Genomic DNA, 18,955 nt, shown 5'->3' on the forward strand with positions numbered 1-18,955 from the left:
GTCGAATTTACCGTGAAAGCAGGTATCTCCGTGGGGTCTGCCAATCCGTGCAGATGCGCGGTCTACTCAGGGTCAGACGTGTTTAATAACTCGATCAGAATTGGCGCTTTGACTGCCGCGCTTTTATTGGGCGCTTGTCAGGGAGAAGAAGCAAGCGAGCCGCCGCAGCAGCGCGCGCCGCAGGCCGTAAAGATCGTCCCCCATGAGGTGAGCTATGCGACCGACACGGTGCGTGTCGAAGCCGTCGGCACCGCAAGGGCGCGCGCGTCTGCCACGATACAGGCTGAAGTGGCCGGCGAAGTCCTCGCTGTGAACTTCACTGCGGGCGACAAGGTCTCGCGCGGTGATGTGCTCATCCGGCTGGAATCTCGCGCCGAGCAACTTGCTGTCGAACAGGCTGAGGTTGCCCGCGCCGATGCCCAGCGCCTGATTGACCGCTATAACCGCGTATCAACACCCGGCGTCATCGCAGGCAATGAGCTGGACCGCGCTGAAGCCGCCTATGACGCGGCTGAAATCCAGCTGAGCATCGCCCGCGACGCGTTGGGTGACCGCACAATCCGCGCGCCGTTTAGCGGCTATGTCGGCCTTACCGACATCGACCCCGGCGCGCGTGTTACGCCAGATACGGTCCTGACCCGCCTCGATGACCGCGACGTTCTATATGTCGACTTCCCGGTGCCGGAGCAGACATTCGGCCGGATTGGCGCAGGGGATGTTTTCGAAGTCGAGCCTTTCTCAAACCCCGACAAGACCTACGAGGCGGAAGTCCTCACCATCGATAGTGCCATCGATACGCAGACGCGGGCCTATACGGTGCGGACCGCCATCGATAATTCCGAAGACCAGCTTCGCCCCGGCATGAGCTTTCGCATCGGGTTTGAACTGCCGGGTCAGCAATACCCGTCGGTGCCAGAAGCCTCCATCGTGTGGGGCGGTGACGGCGCATTCGTCTGGGCCGTGAAGAATGGTGAGACCACCCGCGTGCCCGTGACCATCGTCAACCGGACGGAAGGCATGGTACTTGTACGCGGCGATATCCCGGAGGGCAGCTGGATTGTCGAGGAAGGCGTGCAGAAAGTCCGCCAGGGCACGCCGGTTGAAATGCCAGCCTCGCGTAATGTCCGTCCGGTGGCGACGAACGGCCTCGCTTCTGGCGGTCAGGCGGCCGCCCAACCATGACGCCTCCGGGTCAGGATCTTCCCGGACTTGCCGTACGCCGGCCGATGATGGCCGCTGTGCTCAACCTGCTGATCGTCATCGCAGGGCTTGCCGCCATTCTGGGTGTGGAAGTCCGGGAACTGCCCGATGTAGACCGCCCGATCGTATCGGTGCGCGCGACGCTGCCTGGCGCCGCGCCTGAAACGATTGATGCCGAAGTGACCAGCATTCTTGAAGGGGCGGTTGCGACCGTTTCTGGCGTCAAGGAAATCCAGTCTTCCAGCGAAGAGAACAGCTCTCGCATGCGGATTGAGTTCAATCCGGGTGTGGACCTCGATACGGCAGCATCCGACGTGCGCGAAGCCGTCAGCCGTGTCACCCGTGAACTGCCTGACCGGACCGAAAACCTGTTCGTGACCAAGGCAGATGATCAGGGCCAGTCAGTGCTGACTGTTGCCGTCATCAGCGACGCTTATAGCGAGGAAGAACTTTCAAGGATCGTCGAGAACGACATCATGCCGGAGTTTCTGGCGATCGATGGTGTCGCCACGGTGCAGCAGTTCGGGACGCGCGAACGACAGATGCGGGTGCTTGTCGATCCGCTGCGGCTTAACCGGTTTGGGCTGACGATCGCAGATGTCGCCAACGCGCTGCGTGAAGCACCATTCGATGTGCCGGTCGGCAGCTTCCGGTCAGACAGTCAGGAACTGATTGTGCGCGCGGAAGCGACCGCGGCGACGCCTGATCTGATCAAGGACATCTATATCGAGGGCAATACGAAGATCGGTGACGTCGCCGAGGCAGTGCTCGGCCCGGCGGATGCTGACAATTTTCTGAGGCTGAACGGTGAGCCGATCATCGGGCTTGGCATCATTCGTCAGGCATCTTCGAACACGATCCAGATTTCTGAAGCCGCCAAGGCGAAACTGCGCCAGCTCAATCGCCGCTTCGACGACATCGAGCTTCGTGTGACCTCTGACGAAGCGGTGTTCATTGAGAAGTCCGTCGAGGAAGTTCTGACCAGCCTCGCTATCACAGTGCTTATCGTGGTGATCACGATCTGGGTGTTTCTCGGCTCCATGAAGGCGACGATCATTCCGGCGGTGGCTATTCCGGTTTCATTGATCGGGACAGTCGCGGGCATCTGGTTGCTCGGCTTTTCCATCAATTTGCTGACGCTGCTGGCGCTCGTGCTGGCGACGGGCCTCATCGTTGATGATGCCATCGTGGTGCTCGAAAACATTCAGCGGCGCCAGTCTGAAGGCATCCGCAGGCGGGCTGCAGCGGTGCTTGGTACGCAGCAGGTCTTCTTCGCGGTCATCGCGACAACGGCCGTGCTGATCGCGGTTTTCGTCCCGATTTCATTCCTGCCATCGACGACTGGCAGATTGTTCCGCGAGTTTGGGTTCGTGCTGTCTGTCGCGGTGCTGATTTCCTCGTTCGTGGCGCTCACACTCGCGCCAGCGATCGCGTCGAAGTTCCGCTTCATTCCACGCGACCCAGCCGAGCGGAAAGATAGCTGGCTGGAGAAGCGCGGACGCTCCATTTCCAACGCCTACGGTAGTGCGCTAAGCGCCTGCCTTGGTCATCCGATCATTGTTGGTCTGGTCTGCCTTGGCGCAGCTGGCGCAGCCGGCCTTCTCTACACCTCTGTGCCGCAGGAACTCGTTCCGCCCGAAGACCGCGGTGTCGTCGAAGTATTCGCCACCGGGCCTGACGGCGTGGGGCTTGCCTTCATGGAGCAGGAGGCCGACGAGATTGAACAGATCCTCCAGCCCTATGTCGATGATGGCACGATCGAGTCTCTCTTCACCATTGTTGGACGGTATGACCCGAACCGCGTTGGCGTGACCGCGTGGCTCGCCCCATGGGAGGAGCGCACGCTCAGCCAGGAAGATATTATCTCGCAGCTTCAGGGGCCCATGTCGGCTATTCCGGGGTCGCGCGTCTCCGTCTTTGGCCGCTCCAGCCTGTCCAACAGGGGCGGCGGACGTGGCGGCGGCCTCCAGATCGCACTGACAGGCAATGACTATGGTGACATCTACGCGGTCGCCCGTGAGCTTTCCGCAGCCATTGAAGACAGCGACATCCTGTCCAATCCCGAAATCTCATATCAGCCAACGCAGCCGCAGCTTTCAGTTCAGGTGGATCGCAGACGAGCCGCTGACCTGAATGTGCCATTGGACGAGTTATCCGTGACCTTGCGTGCCATGGTGGACGGAGAGGATCTTGTCGATCTCAATGTGAATGACCAAGCCATCCCGATCATCCTGGAATCGGAAACCGGCACGATCCGTGACCCGGGCGACCTTCAGAACCTGTATGTGCGGTCCAATACGGGCAGCCTTGTACCGATCTCAACGCTCACCACCATCCGCGAGGAAGGCGTTGCGGCTGAACTTGACCGGACGGAACAACGCCGGGCGATCGAAGTCGAGATGGACACGCCGCCCGGATTGCCGCTCGCCGATGCCATTGCAGAGATCGAACGCCTGACGGATGAGCTTTTGCCGCCAGGTTATGGCATGATCCTGCAAGGTGAGGCCGCGACCCTGGAAGAGAGCAATCAGGACCTGTTGCTCACCTATGGCTTCGCTTTTGTCATCGTCTTCCTTGTCCTCGTCGCCCAGTTTGAGAGCGTGACCAGCCCCGTCGTAATCCTGTTAAGTGTGCCGTTCGCTCTGGCTGCGGCCATTTATGCGCTGTTCCTGACGGGCACCTCGCTCAACATCTATTCGCAGATCGGCCTCATTATGTTGATCGGCCTGATGGCGAAGAATGGCATCCTGTTGGTGGAGTTTGCCGACCAGCTGCGAGGCATGGGCCGGAGCGTCCGCGATGCCGTGTTTGAGGCGGCGACCATCCGGCTGCGACCGATTGCGATGACGCTGATCTCAACCGTGCTCGGCGCCGTGCCGCTAATCATATCGAGCGGCGCGGGCGCGGAGGCGCGTAATTCCATCGGTTGGGTCGTGTTTGGCGGGCTTGGTATCGCGGCGCTGTTCACCCTCTTCCTGACGCCGGTCATCTATCTTGGCGTGGCGCAATTCTCCAAAGCGCGCACCGCCGAAACGCGGGCGCTTGAGGATGAGCTTGAAGAGGCGCGCGGCAAGGCCAATGAGCAGCCTGCCGAGTAGGTCAGGACACCTTTGCCCAGAAGCCCGCCCACGGGGCCAGCGCGAGCGGCATCTTGTCCGGCGCGCCTTCGAGATTGCAGGATGCCATCAGCTTTGCGGGCTGGGTGCGAAGTTCATCCGGCATCTCGGCTTGCGAGTCCGACAGGTTGAAAACGCAAAGGATTTCCTCGCCTTCATAACGGCGCATAAAGGCGAGGACAGGTGCCTCGTCGTGAAGGAAATCGATCTCGCCCAAGCGTAGTGCGGGAGTCGCCTTCCGAAGCCTTACGAGCCGCCGCGTGAGGTTGAGGCTGGAGGACGGGTCATTGGCTTGCGTGTCGAGGGCCAGCGCCTGATGGGCCGCGTCGACGGGCAGCCACGGCTTGGCACTTGAGAAGCCTGCATTCGGCTCACCCGACGTCCATGGAAAGGGCGTTCGCGCGCCGTCCCGCCCAAGCGTGCGCGGCCAGTTGGCGATGGCTTCAGGGTCCTGAAGGTCTTCAAAACCGACCTGCCCCTGAGGCAGGCCAAGCTCTTCGCCCTGATAGAGGAAGGCGTTTCCGCGCAGCGACAGAAGCAGGAGAAGGAGCAGGTCTGCAGCAGCCTTGCGGTGCGGCGGGCCTGCCCAGCGTGACACCGCACGCGGTGCATCATGGTTTGAGAACGCCCAGCTCGGCCAGCCTTCGCCAGCCTCACCGCTCCATTGTTCGAGCGAGCGTCGCACGCGCGCCGGGCTGATCGTTTCGGCGTAGAGAAAGTCGAAATTATAGGCCGAATGGAGCCGCCCCTCGCCTTCGGTGAAGGCCTTCATTTCTGGCACGGGATTAGGGCCGACGACCTCAGCGACGGAAAACCGGTCTGGATAAACGTCGAGGCGGGTGCGCACGCGCTCCAGGAAGGCCGGGATTTCCGGCTGGGACATGTTGTAGAGATGGTCCTGCATATCAAAGGGGCGGGTCACCTTTTCCATGGCGAGGCCAGATGGCGGATTGTCCCGTAGCTGGGCGTCATGAATGGCGAAATTAATTGCGTCGAGGCGGAAGCCATCGACACCCCGGTCCAGCCAGAAAGCGGCTGCATCGAGTAGCGCATCCTGAACTGCCCTGTTGCGGACATTGAGGTCTGGCTGGGAGGCGAGGAAGTTGTGCATGAAATATTGCTGGCGGCGTCCATCCCATTCCCATGACGGACCGCCGAAAACGGCCTGCCAGTTATTGGGCGGCGAGCCATCCGGCATCGGGTCCGCCCAGACATACCAGTCAGCCTTGTCGCCCTGCCTGCTTTCGCGGCTCTGCCTGAACCAGTCATGCGCATCGGACGTGTGCGAGTAGACCTGATCAATGATGACTTTGAGACCAAGGCCATGCGCCTTCGCGATCAGGCGGTCAAAGTCTTCCAGCGTGCCGAAGAGCGGGTCCACGCCGCAATAATCAGCGACGTCATAGCCGAAATCCTTCATCGGCGAGGTAAAGAATGGCGAGAGCCAGATCGCATCGACACCGAGCGATGCGACATGGTCGAGCCCGCCTATGATCCCCTCAAGGTCTCCAACGCCGTCGCCATTGCTGTCTGCAAAGCTGCGGGGATAGATCTGGTAGATCGTCGCGCCTTTCCACCAGGGCTGTCTGTCTTCTGTCATGGCAGCGGCGCAAGCCTTTCATTGTGCAATGGGCGATCATTCTCATGTCATGCGAAATCGCCAAAGGTAAAGTCAGGCGAAAATAGTCTCTCAGTTGACGTTGGGTCCGGCCCCGTTGGCGCTTCACGCGCACCGAGAATTCTGAGACCATAAGACAAAGATGAAAATGGGAGGAGAGAGCAATGCTCACCAATGTCAGCGAGACTGCGCAGGAAGAAGCAAGCGTCCATCGTGGCCACAAGTTTGAGCGCGCCTATCCTGTCGCCCCGGCGGCCGACCTCACTGATCTTGATCTCTTCACGAAAGGACAGCCCTTCAGCGCGTTTGCAGAGATGCGCGGAAAGGCGCCTGTCTGCTGGCATGAAGAGACCGAAGGCGCCGGTTTCTGGGCGCTTACCGGGTATCATGACGTCCGGGCGACGGAGCTGAACACCAAGGTCTTCTCATCCCAGAAGGGCGGCATCCTGATGAACTACGGGCACGCTGATGCGCGCCACCCCCTACTCCACCGTGCCTCGCTCGACGCGATGATCTGCCTGGACCAGCCTTACCATTTCCCCCTGCGCCGAGAGCACATGCCCTTTTTCACGCCCGGCTATGTCGCCGAGCTGCGCGAGCGCGTGGATAGCAAGGTAAGCGCCCTCCTCGATGCAATGGAAGCGAAAGCACGCGACACAGGCGGGCCGATCGACATGGTGGAAAACTTTTCTGCCGAACTACCGCTGTTTACACTTTGTGAGATCCTCGGCGTTGCTGAGGCCGACAGGCCAAAGCTGATCAAGTGGATGCACTATCTGGAAGTTTCCGCCGATACGATGCGCAAGGGTGAAGCGATCGATCCGCAATTCTTCGGTGACTTCGTCAACAATGTGCTGGAGATGTTCGAGTACGGCAAACATGTGCTCCATGACCGGCGAAAGAACCCAAAATCCGACCTTCTGTCCGCGATCGCGAATGCAAAGGTTGAGGGTGAACTTCTGTCCGATGAGATGCTGGACGGGTCATGGCTGCTGATCGTATTTGCCGGCAATGACACGACCCGAAACTCCCTCTCCGGCACGATGAAGCTGTTGAGCGAATTTCCAGAGCAGAAACAGGCGCTCATCGACGACCCGTCGAAGATCCCGAACATGGTGCATGAAGCCATCCGGATGGTATCGCCGGTGATCTATATGCGCCGGACAGCCGCCGAAGACGCCGAGATCAATGGCCAGAAAATCGCCGAGGGCGAAAAGGTCGTCATGTACTATGGCGCCGCGAACCGGGACCCATCGGTGTTCGCCGATCCGGACCGGTTTGACGTGACGCGCGCCAACGCCAAGGACCATCTTGCCTTCGGTATGGGGCCGCATGTCTGCCTTGGCCAGCGCGTTGCGAACATGCAGCTGGAATCTGCCTATCGCCAGATCCTCGCCCGCTATCCCGACATTGAATGGACCGGGGATATCGACATCGCGCCGAACAATTTCGTGCACGCTATCTCGCGCCTCGGAATCGACCTTCGGCTTTCGCGGTAGAGATACAAAACCTGTGGGTGTTGAATTTCTTTTTCCTGTTAAGGTTTGGTTTCCCTCAGAAGGATAGAAATTGAAACTTCACTGGGGGTGGGGACAAGAACGGTTTGGATCAGGCCATTGCAATCGGCTTTACAGTGCCGGCCATCGCGACTGCGATGTGCGCGATATTCCTATGCTTCTGGCACTATAATCGTGAAGACCGCGCGGCGCTGGTTTTCGCAGCCGCTTTCGTCATGTGCGCGGTCGGTTTCCTGCTCAACCACTTCGTTCTGGCCAAGGAATCAATTGCGAACGCAATCTTGCACAATGCCTGCTACGCGGCGGGCCTCTATCTGCTGAGTGACGGCATTCACCGGGCATTCGAAAAGCAGACGCCGCGGATTGCGCTTCTCTCGATCGGCGTCTTCAGCGTCATAGCGGCTGGGATCATACAGCTCAGCTTTGTTGGCCTGTCGGTTCGCATTATCACGATCAACTTCGTTCACGGCCTGATGCTGATCATCACCGCCTGGTCGCTTCGTGGCATCTGGAACAGGTCTTGGACGGGTACAGCCGTGCTGGCCGCAATGGCGCTGTGCATCATCAATTTTATCCTCGTTTCGCCCATTACTGTGATGGGCAACACGATCCGCGATGACACTTTTTTCCAGTCGGCCTACTGGCAGATCATCAATCTGATCAGCATTTTCTCTGTTCTATCAATGGGCGGTGCGCTCGTGTCGGTCTGTGTGATGCAACGGCTGGAAGCACTGCGCGATGACGCAGAGAGCGACTTTCTCACGGGCCTGAAGAGCAGACGCGCCTTTGAACAGGCCGCACGCCATTACTGCGAAGCCCGTTCGGGTGACTATGCAGCCAGCGTCATGATCATTGATCTGGACCACTTCAAGCATGTGAACGACGCCTACGGGCATGCGGTCGGCGACATGGTCATTCGCGGCGTCGGTGCCCTTCTGTCCTCAAAGACGAGGATGAGCGACATGGCCGGACGAATGGGGGGCGAAGAATTCTGTCTGGTCCTGCCTGGCACGAGCATGGCCGGCGCAAGGACGCTCGGCGAACGATTGCGGGTCGCCATATCTCAGCTCCCGCTCGAGAACACACCCGAAGAACTAAGGATTACCGCGAGCTTCGGCGTTGCAGAACTCGGCCGTGATATGTTGTTCGAGGACGCCTATCCTATCGCGGACGCTGCTCTTTATGCCGCAAAGTCGCTTGGCCGAAATCGCGTTGAGTGCGCTGAACTTCCGACGGATACGGGCAAGCCGGTCCGCAGGAAAAAGCTGGAAAGCGTACCGGCGTCCGACACGGGCGCACAGCGGCTCGCATCCTGATCCACACAGCCAGAAGCAGGCCGCCCTGACCCGAGGTTAGACCTGTTCAGCGCCCGCCTCCCATGCTCTTTCAGGCGAAAGACAACCGAGGAGGATATTATGTCAGACAAGCCTGAAAGCGTTGGCAACGAAGTCACCTATGAGGTGAAGGATCACGTCGCTGTGGTCACGCTGAACCGCCCCGACAAGCGCAACGCGGTGAACGGCGCCGTTGCTTCCGCGCTGGGCTGGATCTGTGAGGAAACCGAGCGTGATGATGATGTGCGGGCCTGTATCCTGACCTCGTCGCTCGAGTCGACCTTCTGTGCAGGCGCAGACCTTTCTGAAATTTCCAAAGGCAATGCTGGCGCCCTGTCGACGAAAAAGGGTGGCTTTGCAGGCTTCGTGAAGTTCCCCCGAACCAAGCCGTGGATCGCAGCCGTTCGCGGCAATGCGCTCGCCGGTGGCTGCGAGCTGCCGCTCGCCTGCGACATGATCGTGGCGGCCGACGACTCGCGCTTTGGTCTGCCTGAAGTGAAGCGCGGCATCTTTGCCGGTGCTGGCGGCGTGTTCCGCCTGCCACGCGCCCTGCCCCGCAACATCGCGCTCGAGATCGTCGCGACCGGTGACCCGCTTCCAGCCGAGCGCCTGTACCAGCTCGGCCTGGTCAACCGCATGGTGGCTTCCGACAAGGTGCTCGACGAAGCAAAATCGCTGGCAGCCCAGATCGGCGTGAATGCGCCGCTCGCCGTGCGCAAGAGCCTCGAAGTTGCGCGTCAGGCCTATGACGGCACCGAGAGCGACCTCTGGAAAGCGTCCAACGAAGCCTCCGCCATCGTCTTCTCCAGTGAAGACGCAAAGGAAGGCCCTCGCGCCTTCCTCGAAAAGCGCGCACCTGTCTGGAAGGGCAAGTAACGCGGTTGGTTCGCAAGCGGACCTCTAAAACAGAAAAACCCCCGCATCAGGCGATGCGGGGGTTTCTTTTTGGCTAAAGCCCGATCAGGCCGGGCGATGAATTACCAGGCGGCCTGGAAGCCGACACGGGCACCCGTGCCACCGCGGTCCACGCCCTTGGCGACACCGGCATTGAGCTGCCAGGTCGGATTGAGGCGGAAGGCGGCTGCCATGGAAAGCGCGCCTTCATCTTCATAGTGACCATAGCCACCGCTGAGCGCGAACTGCTTGCCTTCCGGGACGAATGGCGTGTCCAGCGCGATTGCCGCTGCGATACCGCCGCGATTGTCGCGGATGTCGTCGCTATTGCGGCCAATGAGGCGAGTGTTCGCCGAGATGAGGCCGGAATTCTGCGCGAGCCCGGATGACAGGCTGTAGTCAGCGGCAAGATTGCCATTCCGGTCAGTGGTCACGACGCCAATTTCGCCCGACTGGGCAGCGGTGCTGGCCGCGGAGTTGAGACCCGAGAAATTGTAGGTCGCGTCAGAGCCACCAATCGCGATCTGGTTATCGGCAAGCGCGGTTGCGCCATTGCCGATCGCGATGGAGTTGGCGCCGACGGCTGACGTCTGGTTGCCGAGCGCAACTGAGCCCGCGCCGCTGGCATTGGCGGCTTCGCCAACTGCGGTGGAGCGAACGCCGGATGCCGTGGCGAGGTGACCAAAGGCGTGTGCGCGTTCAGCCGTTGCGGCCGAGCGCCAGCCATATGCGGTGGCCGCCGTCGCATTGGCGACGGACTCGCCGCCGACAGCCGTCGAGGAAGTGCCGCTTGCAATGGCTTCGGTACCCATGGCGACCGCGTCCTGACCGGATGCGACGGCAAGATTGCCCTGTGCGATGCTTTCGAGGCCGGAAGCATTCGCCGCTTCACCGACCGCCAGCGAGCGAACACCGGATGCATTTGCGAGGTGACCGAAGGCCTGCGCGCGCTCTGCAGTCGCTTCTGAACGCCAGCCATATGCGCTGGCACCAGGGCCCATCGCCACGGCCTGACCGCCGACGGAGGTGGTGGACGGACCGCTTGCCACAGTGGCGCGGCCAGTTGCGCCATCACGGTTACCGCCAATGGCGATCGCATCACCGCCATTCGCTTCGGCCGTGTTGCCGATGGCGATTGCATTCGTGTCGGTCGCGGAGGACTGGTTGCCGAGGGCTATGGATTGCTGACCTGATGCGGTCGCTGCTTCACCGACTGCGGTGGACCTTACGCCGGATGCATTTGCGAGGTGACCGAAAGCCTGTGCCCGCTCTGCCGTGGCCTGGGACTGCCAGCCGACAGCGGTCGTGCCGGCTTCGGTTGCATCGCTTTCGCCGCCAAGCGCCGTCGAGGACGTTCCCGAAGCATTTGCTTCTGTGCCCACAGCGACGCCATCAGTTCCGGACGCGTTTGCGAGGTTACCTGCCGCAAAGCTTTCAAGCCCACTTGCCGTGGCTGCCTCACCAATGGCTGTCGAGCGGACGCCGGAAGCTGTCGCGAGATGGCCGATGGCGTGTGCGCGTTCTGCGGTGGCCGATGACTGCCAGCCGAATGCCGTTGCCGCCGTGCCCGTTGCGTTGGACTCTCCGCCGACAGCGGTGGTCGAGGTGCCATCAGCATTGGCTTCGGTTCCAACAGCGAGCGCGTCTTCGCCATCCGCGTCAGCATCCACGCCGCATTCGAGCGAGGTCGCGTCAACGGCGCCCGCATTACAGTCTGGCGTGGCATCTGCCGAAGCCGTTGAAATTGGCAGAACTGCCCAGCTTGCGCCTGCAAGCGTGAGTGCACTGACGGTCTTTTTAAGATTGGAGAGTCGCATAGGTGCCTTCCCGGTTTCCTCTTTGGACCGGCATGGTCGAGGAAACATGCCGGCTTCAGGCGCGCGCCTGACGCGTCAGCTACGACCGCGAGAGATGGCGGGGTGCACGATTCAAAGAAAAGTTGAATTTTTTTCGCCGATTTCATTCCCACTGCGCTCCCAGTGGTGACGAGCGTTTCCGATACCTCCTGCAGATCGCGAAGAATGTGCTTCACCCGAAAGTGATCACGCGGAGCTTTACTTTCGCCCGTGCGACCTAGTTCACTATTCAGTGTGAGGGGCCTCTATGAGCAAACCAGAGTTCGCAAAGCTCAATCTGGAACTGAAAGCTGCCCTGGCGGCCTGCGCCAACGGTGACGCAAAAGCCTTCAAGGAAGTCTACCGGCTGACGGCCCCCAAATTCTTCGCCATCCTGAAAAGCCAGCTGAAGGACACTGAAGCCGCGAAGGATGTGCTTCAGGAGGCCTATGTCTCCATCTGGAAGAATGCGCACCGGTTTGATGCTGACAAGGGCAACGCCTTTACCTGGATGCTGGTGATCATGCGCAATCGCGGGCTGGACCGGCTGCGGTCAGAAGCGCGCGCACCTGTGACTGAAGAGATCGCGGAAACTGTACCGGATGGCGCCGCCCGCCCAGAACAGCAGGCACGCACGCAGCACCTCGGCGCGATACTGGAACGGCATCTCGCTAAGCTACCCGAGCAGGTCTCGCTCTCGATCTCGCTGAATGTGGTTCAGGGCATGACCTGCCGTGAAATCGGCCACATTCTGGAAGTGTCACCCAATACGGTGAAAGCCTGGGTCCGGCGCGGCCTCAAGAAGCTGCGCGCGGACATGCCTGTCGATAGCGTCAGCGCGGTACTCTAGCTTCTGACTCTTTTCGGAAATCAGATCGGGCTGACCGCGCCGGTGAATACGACCGGTCCGGTTGGCCCTGCCTCTGGCGAGCCACCTTCCGGCTCCACACTGATTGCAAGCGTATCAGATCCGGCAGCAAGCTCTGTCGCGATAGACAGGTTGATGACGCCATCCTCTGACAGCTCCGTCAGCAGGCCGAGCGATTGCGGCGCATCGAGCCCCTCGCGCAGAAGCCAAAGTTGCCAGACGCCATCGGCCGGCGGCTGGACGTTGGTCAGGCGGCCGGTGATCTGATTGCTGTCCTTGTCATAGAGAAGTACAACGACAGTCGGGGCTTCCTCGCCAGCGGTCATCAGGGTCAGCAACTCTTCCTGAACGGTGGCGACTTCTACAGGAGCAGGCTCCGGTGTTTCAGTGTCCGGAATGGAGTGAACTGCCAGTGAACCAACCGCGAGGATCAGCGACGCGGCGGTCGCATATTGCCAGGGCCGCTCTGGATGGCGGCGGGCTTTGGAGCTGCGGCGCCGCCTGACACGCTGTGGCGCTTCAGGCATGGGCGTTGGTGCTGCGGCACTCGGTGCAGGCTCCGCACCGGTGATCTGAACCATGATGTCGTCGAGCACACCCTCCGGCGGCTCAGCATCGTCGCTGAGGGTGCTCAGGGGCGACAGGAATTCCTCCATCTCCGCCACCAGGGTCCGGAAGCTCTGGTCCTCAGCGTAAAGACGCTTGAACTCTGCGAGCTCGCCCGCATCAGCATGTCCGAGAATGACGGCGCTTGCGAGTTCCTGGCGCTTGTTCGGGGTCCTGTCGCTCATTCTGCGCCCCCCGATTTGCGACGTGCGATTTCAGCGAGACGCGCACGGACGTCTGCTACCGGCACACCTGTCCTGCTGGCGATCTGTTCGATGCTCTCGAAATGCAGATACGCTGCGGTCAGCATGTCGCGGTCGGCCTCGCTTAATTCTTCCAGGGCGGACATATCCATGTGAGGCGCCCCATCAGAGGGCGCGTTTGGCACATGATGTAAGAGTTCGCCATCGCTTGTATCACTGAAACGAATATCGACCGCTATTTGGTGCGCAATTGCAGCAATAAAATGCATGTAATCGCACCCGCTCGCAGGTATCGATGCATGATTTTTCCATAAGCGCAGATAAGTACCGGTCAGTGCGTGCTGTGCAAGCTCTGGCGATTTCAGGAGCGCAGCGAGCTTTCCGTAGATCTTCGGAGAAGTCAGCGCGAACACCTGCTTCATTGCTTCGGCATGGCCTTGGCCGAGCGCACGCATGGCGTCATTCAACTGTTCGCGTGCCCCAGAATTCATCGACCCACCGGTTTCATGGCGCCTCACTCGCTATCAGCAAGTCTAGCGCCAGTTACGTTAACCTATGGAAGCGTCGCGGAACAGATTTTGTTCCGCGTTTTATTTCGAAGATCGCAAATACTTCTTAGCCTGACGCTTCGCTTTTATTCAGTTTATTACGCACGCAAAGCGCAACTTGGTCTAGCTAGGATCCCGGCACGCGTATTTTTTCAACAAGTTCTAGAATTTCTCGTGGCGGAGGCTTTGTCGCCAGCGTGGTGATCACGCCGACACCTGCGGCCAGCCACATGAAGACGAACCCGATTCCCTCAGGCGAGACGCCGAAGAGCCAATGTGCTGGATCGGTATCAACAAATTTGAACCAGTAGATATAGCCAAAGGTCGTTATGAGGCCTGTCAGCATGGATGCGATGGCCCCCTCCTTGTTCATCCGCTTCCAGAAGATGCCAAGGAAGATGACCGGAAACAGAGAGGCCGCAGCGAGGCCAAAGGCGAAAGCGACGACCTGAGCGACGAAACCCAAACTGTTGGAGAAGATGCCAAGAAGCCCGGCCGCAAAAACAGCCCCCGCTGCCGCGCCGCGGGCAACACGAAGCTCCGTCTTGTCGTCCATGGATTTGAACAGGGTCCGCCGGCAAAGATCGTGGCTAACGGCAGAACTGATCACCATGAGCAGGCCGGCAGCGGTGGACAGGGCCGCAGCAAGACCACCCGCCACCACAAGGCCGATCACCCAACCCGGCAGATTGGCAATCTGCGGATTGGCGAGAACGAAGATGTCATTGTTCGGGCTGACCTCATTCTCAAGGCCGTCCGGGGCGTTTGGCCCGCGATACTGCATGACGCCATCGCCGTTCTTGTCTTCGAAGGCGACGAGCCCTGTCGGCTCCCAATCCTTGTACCATTGAGGCACCGGCTTGCCGCCTTCGGCCTCAATCTCGGCGGAGCGGCCGTCATAGTCTTCGTCGTCAGCGATATACGTCGCTTCGTTCACGGTATCGATGAAGTTGATCCGCGCGAACGCCCCGACCGCCGGCGCGGTGGTGTAGAGGATGGCGATGAAGATCAGCGCCCAGCCCGCCGATACACGGGCCGCATCGGCGCTTTTCACGGTGAAGAAGCGGATGATGACGTGCGGCAGGCCCGCCGTGCCGAACATCAGCGCAGCGGTGATGCAGAACACGTCGATCATCGACTTGTTGGTTTCTGTGTATTCCAGAAAGCCAAGATCGGTGACGACCGTGTTGAGCTTTGCGAGCATGGAGATGCCCTCGCCTTTCGCTTCGCCAATGAAGCCAAGCTGCGGCACAGGATTTCCGGTGATGATCAGCGACATGAAGATCGCAGGTACTGTGAAGGCAAAGATCAGCACGCAATATTGCGCGACCTGCGTGTACGTCACGCCCTTCATCCCGCCGAGCACGGCGTAGAAGAAAACAATGACCATGCCGATGATGATGCCCCACTCAAACGGCACGCCGAGGAAGCCGGAGAAGGCAACGCCAACGCCTTTCATCTGTCCCGCAATATAGGTGAAGGACACGAACAGCGCGCAGACGACCGCGATCACGCGAGCCGTCGTGGAATAATACCGGTCGCCGACAAAGTCTGGCACGGTGAACTTGCCGAACTCCCGCAGGAAGGGCGCAAGCAGAAGCGCGAGCAGGACATAGCCGCCCGTCCACCCCATCAGATAGACAGACCCGCCATAGCCCATGAATGCGATAAGCCCGGCCATGGAAAGGAAGCTTGCCGCCGACATCCAGTCAGCCGCCGTCGCCATGCCATTTACAGTCGGGTGAACATCATGGCCCGCGACGTAGAAATCATCGGTCGACCCGGCCCGGGCCCAGATGGCGATGCCGATATAGAGCGCGAAGGTCGTGACAACGAAAAAGAGTGTCCAGGGATCCAGCATATCAGCCCCTCACCCCATGCTTCTTCTCTATCCGGCGCATTGCCCAGCAATAGACGAAGATCAGGACAACAAAGACGTAGATCGAGCCCTGCTGGGCAAACCAGAAGCCAAGCGGCGCGCCGCCGACGGCCCATTGGTCAAGGAAATCGCGAAGCAGGATGCCTGCGCCGAATGAAACGGCGAACCATATGACCAACAGGCCGATGGTCAGCCTGATCGTCGCCTGCCAGTAGGCGCGGCCTTCGTCTGCGCTCGTATTGTCCTGCACGGCGCCCTCCCTCTTTTATTTTGTGTGAGCCTGCCGTCTTAGGCGCTGCTTTGCAATCATTATGGACGAAGCTTCCGCGAGGTTCATTGCATTGGCGCCAAATGAAAACGGCGAGGCCGAAGCCTCGCCGTCTCCTTTCCGGTCAACCAGCCAAACGTTCTAATTGTTAGGAACGTCGAGGGGGTCGCTGGTCCGATCGATCGGTGTGATCGTGATCGTGTCCGGATCAATTGGCGCGCCAAAGCGAGCCGTACTGAAGGCCGCCCCGAAGCCTGCTCCGAAGCTCGACGCCGGATCGACCTGCCCTGCAGGTGGTGGCGGCGGCGGAGGCGGAGGCGGAGGCGGTGGCGGCGGAGGCGGTGGAGGTGGTGCTGGGGGAGGCACTGTCGGGCCGCCACCTCCATTGTCGCCCCCACCGCAGGCACTGATCCCCATGGCGGCAACGCCCGCGAGGAGTGCAAGCTTCAGATAGGAGTGTCTGTGAGTTTTCATGATCGCGCCTCCCTAGTTGTTCGGTGAGCCGGCGATCGGCGTGTTGAGGTATGGGAACTGGTTCTGCAGTTCGAGCGCGGTGATAGGCGCACCATCGGTGAATGCAGCGGTCCCGACATTCGCATCTTCAGGGTCGCAGAAGCCAAGATCCGTCGACGCACCGCCAATCGTCACCGGGTGGCAAAGCCGGCCCATGGCCACGCGCAGTGCGATGTCGACAGTGTCATCGCCTGGCCTCCGGCCATTCGGGAAGCCAGCAAGGTCGTCAGCCAGCACACCGAGATTGTTTTGCGAGCTGCGCGGCGTTGCCGGAATGCCCATATTGAGGCGCATCATTTCTGACGGCGTCACGCCGGCTGGTTGATTGAGACCTTCAATCCCAGTCAGGAACGCCGCGACAAGATCCTGGCGTGGCAGGTTCGTTGGCGCAATCGTCTCAAAATCCGTTCCGAGCGTACCGTTCACGGCGTCGCGGAAGAGAATGTCGAGCAGGACCGGTAGCGTCGGATTGGTGACATAGTCGGCCAGCGCTGAGTCCTGCGTCGGCTCTGCTGCGTTGAACAGATCCTTGTCCGGCAGGCCGATGACGACTTCGTTCACGAGCGGCGCAGACAGACGCGACTGCTGGACGAAGGCGCCGCCGTAGAGCGATGTCTGCTTGTATGTCGGTGACGGATCTTCGATCTCTGCCTGAGGCAGGCTGGCTGTGGTCCAGCCGCCGATAATGCCATCGCCATCTTCATCGAGACAGCTGATCGGCACTTCAAGCGCGAGCGACGTTACGTTCGCCTTGCCGACGAGGTCGTCATTTGCGCGGTCCTGGGTGATGCCGCCTGGGAAGCCATTGCCATCGCCGTTCCCTGCGCCGCTATCACCATCAATCGGCACGAGGTTCACGAGATCGAACACTTCGCCGAGATTGACGGCGAAAGCTTCAGCCCGTTGGCCAGCGAACACCCGTCCAGTACCGCAGCCCGGAATATCGACCGTGGAAATGAAGCTGTTTGCGTAACCGGCGTAGTCGGGCAGCGTCTTGTTGCCGATATTGTCGACCGGCTTTGTGAACCTGCCAAGCTCGGTGCGGGTGCCCTCGCGCCGGTCGCCCGTGACCAGCGACAGCCTATAGGTTTCGAGTTCGCCGAGCGCGCCCTGATTGCCTGCACCAATCTGCCCGGCCTGACGAAGCGGTATGGCGAGCTGCTTGTCGCCGACTGGCACGGTGATGCCGGTGCCATCGCGCAGCGTGTTCTCAAAATCGAACTGGAAAGTCAGGTCCTCAACGGCATCACCATCGACGTCCACGTGAATCTCGTAGATCGCGTCAGGGTCCATCGTGAAATAGTTCGGCCCGCCATATGGCGCCTGCAGCGGCTGATAGTTGGCAATGAAGGTCACATAATCCGACCGGCCATTCTCATAGCTGCGGAACATGTAGAAGTCGGTGCCGTCTACTTTCGGCTGCTCGGTGATGCCTGGCGCTTCACGGTGGCTCGACGCCAGTGCTGGCGCGAGCAACGCGCCTGCCGTGGCGACAGCCAACGCGGCCATAGAGACATGGGTCAGTTTCATTTTGGCGTTCCCTCTCGAAGAAAATTGTCTGGCGCCTTTTCGTGTCAGACGCGGTGACAGTTACGAGCTGGAAAGGTTTGGGGGTGCGTCAGCGCAAAAAACTTTTCAACGGCGCCATTTGGATCAGAATTATGGGTGGCTGCACCCGTTCCACCTTGCTGGCCGTAACTGTCTCGAATTCTGGAGGAGACCGATCATGAGACGCATGATTTCACTGTCGCTTTTTGCTGCCGCTGTGACGGCGGGCGCCGCTAACGCTCATGATTTCTGGGTCCAACCAGAGACGTTTGTGCCTGAAGAGTCCGTAGAATTACGCTTAAGCTTTTTTGTCGGGCACGGTTCGGACAAGTCAGACTGGCCGGTCCGCCCACATCGGATTGTAGGGTTTCAGAGCTTTGGTTCGGACGGCCTCCAAAATCAGGTGCGCGGCGCCGAAAGCCTGACGGGAGAGCTATCAGTGATGCTCGAGAACGTCGGCCAGCATCTCATTCTGGTCGAGACAACGAACAGCTTCAGCGAACTCGTAGCAGGCGAATTCAATGACTATGCCGAGGAAGAAGGCATTCGCCCAATCATACTCGACCGCGCGGCCAACCGTACAGAAGACCGGCCCGGCAAGGAGCTTTACTCTCGCCGTGGCAAGGCGCTGGTACAAGTCGGGTGCCCGGAGATGTCTGACGTCTGGAGTAAAGAGCTCGGGCTAACGCTCGAAGTCATTCCAGGCGCAGATCCGGTCGAGTGGGACGAAGGCGACGCGATGCTGATCAAGGTGCACTATCACGGCGCCCCTGTGTCAGGCGCGACGCTTCACATCACGGATCTGGATGATGAAACGGTTCACTTCAGCGCTGAGACGGACGCCGAGGGTAAGGTCGATATTTCAGCTTCGCTGACGGAAGGGCGCTGGCTTGTTCACACTGTCTGGGCTGAGGCCGCGGCAGGCCTGCTGGAAGATGCTGACTATCAGACAATCTTCTCCAGCCTGACCTTCGACACGCAAAGCCCCTGCCCCAGCTAAGGGGCAGG

The 18,955-nt window shown here is 60.2% G+C and carries 15 protein-coding genes; 7 read left to right on the forward strand and 8 right to left on the reverse strand.

Annotated elements, in window-relative coordinates; translation table 11 throughout:
• The first annotated feature begins 108 nt into the window (after positions 1–108).
• On the forward strand, positions 109–1,182 hold the full coding sequence (locus D1222_RS09285; protein WP_233348637.1) for an efflux RND transporter periplasmic adaptor subunit: 1,074 nt from the start codon (positions 109–111) through the stop codon (positions 1,180–1,182).
• The gene (locus D1222_RS09290; RefSeq protein WP_119453983.1) at positions 1,179–4,298 is read left to right on the forward strand and encodes an efflux RND transporter permease subunit; all 3,120 of its coding nucleotides are present in this window, start codon (positions 1,179–1,181) and stop codon (positions 4,296–4,298) included. Before D1222_RS09285 ends, D1222_RS09290 begins: the two co-directional genes overlap by 4 nt.
• 1 nt (position 4,299) lies before the next feature.
• Here D1222_RS09290 and D1222_RS09295 read toward each other — a convergent pair whose 3' ends face one another.
• Complete coding sequence (locus D1222_RS09295; protein ID WP_119453984.1) at positions 4,300–5,916, reverse strand: alpha-glucosidase family protein; 1,617 nt, start codon at positions 5,914–5,916, stop codon at positions 4,300–4,302.
• 182 nt (positions 5,917–6,098) lie between these two features.
• On the opposite strand from D1222_RS09295, the gene D1222_RS09300 reads away from it, so the two are divergent.
• The 3 genes from D1222_RS09300 to D1222_RS09310 all read left to right on the forward strand — a co-directional run bounded on the left by D1222_RS09300 (position 6,099) and on the right by D1222_RS09310 (position 9,661).
• Positions 6,099–7,433 (forward strand): cytochrome P450, encoded by a 1,335-nt coding sequence (locus tag D1222_RS09300; RefSeq protein ID WP_119453985.1) that lies wholly within the window; start codon positions 6,099–6,101, stop codon positions 7,431–7,433.
• A 104-nt stretch (positions 7,434–7,537) separates the two neighbouring features.
• On the forward strand, positions 7,538–8,767 hold the full coding sequence (locus tag D1222_RS09305) for a GGDEF domain-containing protein (protein WP_119453986.1): 1,230 nt from the start codon (positions 7,538–7,540) through the stop codon (positions 8,765–8,767).
• 99 nt (positions 8,768–8,866) lie between these two features.
• The gene (locus D1222_RS09310) at positions 8,867–9,661 is read left to right on the forward strand and encodes a crotonase/enoyl-CoA hydratase family protein (RefSeq protein ID WP_119453987.1); all 795 of its coding nucleotides are present in this window, start codon (positions 8,867–8,869) and stop codon (positions 9,659–9,661) included.
• A 101-nt stretch (positions 9,662–9,762) separates the two neighbouring features.
• On the opposite strand, the gene D1222_RS09315 is transcribed toward D1222_RS09310, so the two are convergent.
• Positions 9,763–11,496: a YadA-like family protein gene (locus tag D1222_RS09315; protein ID WP_233348638.1), complete on the reverse strand. Its 1,734-nt coding sequence runs from the start codon at positions 11,494–11,496 to the stop codon at positions 9,763–9,765.
• A gap of 286 nt (positions 11,497–11,782) precedes the next feature.
• Between D1222_RS09315 and D1222_RS09320 the strand changes: the two genes are divergently transcribed.
• Entirely contained in the window at positions 11,783–12,364 is a 582-nt protein-coding gene (locus D1222_RS09320) for an RNA polymerase sigma factor (RefSeq protein WP_119453988.1), read from the forward strand.
• A gap of 20 nt (positions 12,365–12,384) precedes the next feature.
• On the opposite strand, the gene D1222_RS09325 is transcribed toward D1222_RS09320, so the two are convergent.
• The 6 genes from D1222_RS09325 to D1222_RS09350 all read right to left on the reverse strand — a co-directional run bounded on the left by D1222_RS09325 (position 12,385) and on the right by D1222_RS09350 (position 17,929).
• Complete coding sequence (locus D1222_RS09325) at positions 12,385–13,173, reverse strand: anti-sigma factor (protein WP_119453989.1); 789 nt, start codon at positions 13,171–13,173, stop codon at positions 12,385–12,387.
• Positions 13,170–13,682 carry an RNA polymerase sigma factor gene (locus tag D1222_RS09330; protein ID WP_119453990.1) on the reverse strand — a complete coding sequence of 171 codons (513 nt, stop codon included), beginning with the start codon at positions 13,680–13,682 and terminating at the stop codon, positions 13,170–13,172. The genes D1222_RS09325 and D1222_RS09330 overlap by 4 nt, the downstream gene beginning before the upstream one ends.
• Positions 13,683–13,866: 184 nt before the next feature.
• Positions 13,867–15,600 carry a sodium:solute symporter family protein gene (locus tag D1222_RS09335; protein ID WP_119453991.1) on the reverse strand — a complete coding sequence of 578 codons (1,734 nt, stop codon included), beginning with the start codon at positions 15,598–15,600 and terminating at the stop codon, positions 13,867–13,869.
• Between the two features lies 1 nt (position 15,601).
• Positions 15,602–15,868, reverse strand: a complete 267-nt coding sequence (locus D1222_RS09340) for a DUF4212 domain-containing protein (protein WP_119453992.1) — start codon at positions 15,866–15,868, stop codon at positions 15,602–15,604.
• Between the two features lie 159 nt (positions 15,869–16,027).
• Entirely contained in the window at positions 16,028–16,360 is a 333-nt protein-coding gene (locus D1222_RS15765) for a hypothetical protein (protein ID WP_182481933.1), read from the reverse strand.
• Positions 16,361–16,372: 12 nt separating this feature from the next.
• Positions 16,373–17,929, reverse strand: a complete 1,557-nt coding sequence (locus tag D1222_RS09350; RefSeq protein WP_119453993.1) for a DUF4331 domain-containing protein — start codon at positions 17,927–17,929, stop codon at positions 16,373–16,375.
• Between the two features lie 196 nt (positions 17,930–18,125).
• Here D1222_RS09350 and D1222_RS09355 point away from each other — a divergent pair, with 196 nt between their 5' ends.
• A complete protein-coding gene (locus tag D1222_RS09355; protein WP_182481934.1) occupies positions 18,126–18,947 on the forward strand; it encodes a DUF4198 domain-containing protein in 822 nt (273 codons plus the stop codon).
• Positions 18,948–18,955 lie beyond the last annotated feature (8 nt).

Source organism: Henriciella algicola, from assembly GCF_003576245.1.
GTDB lineage: Bacteria > Pseudomonadota > Alphaproteobacteria > Caulobacterales > Hyphomonadaceae > Henriciella > Henriciella algicola.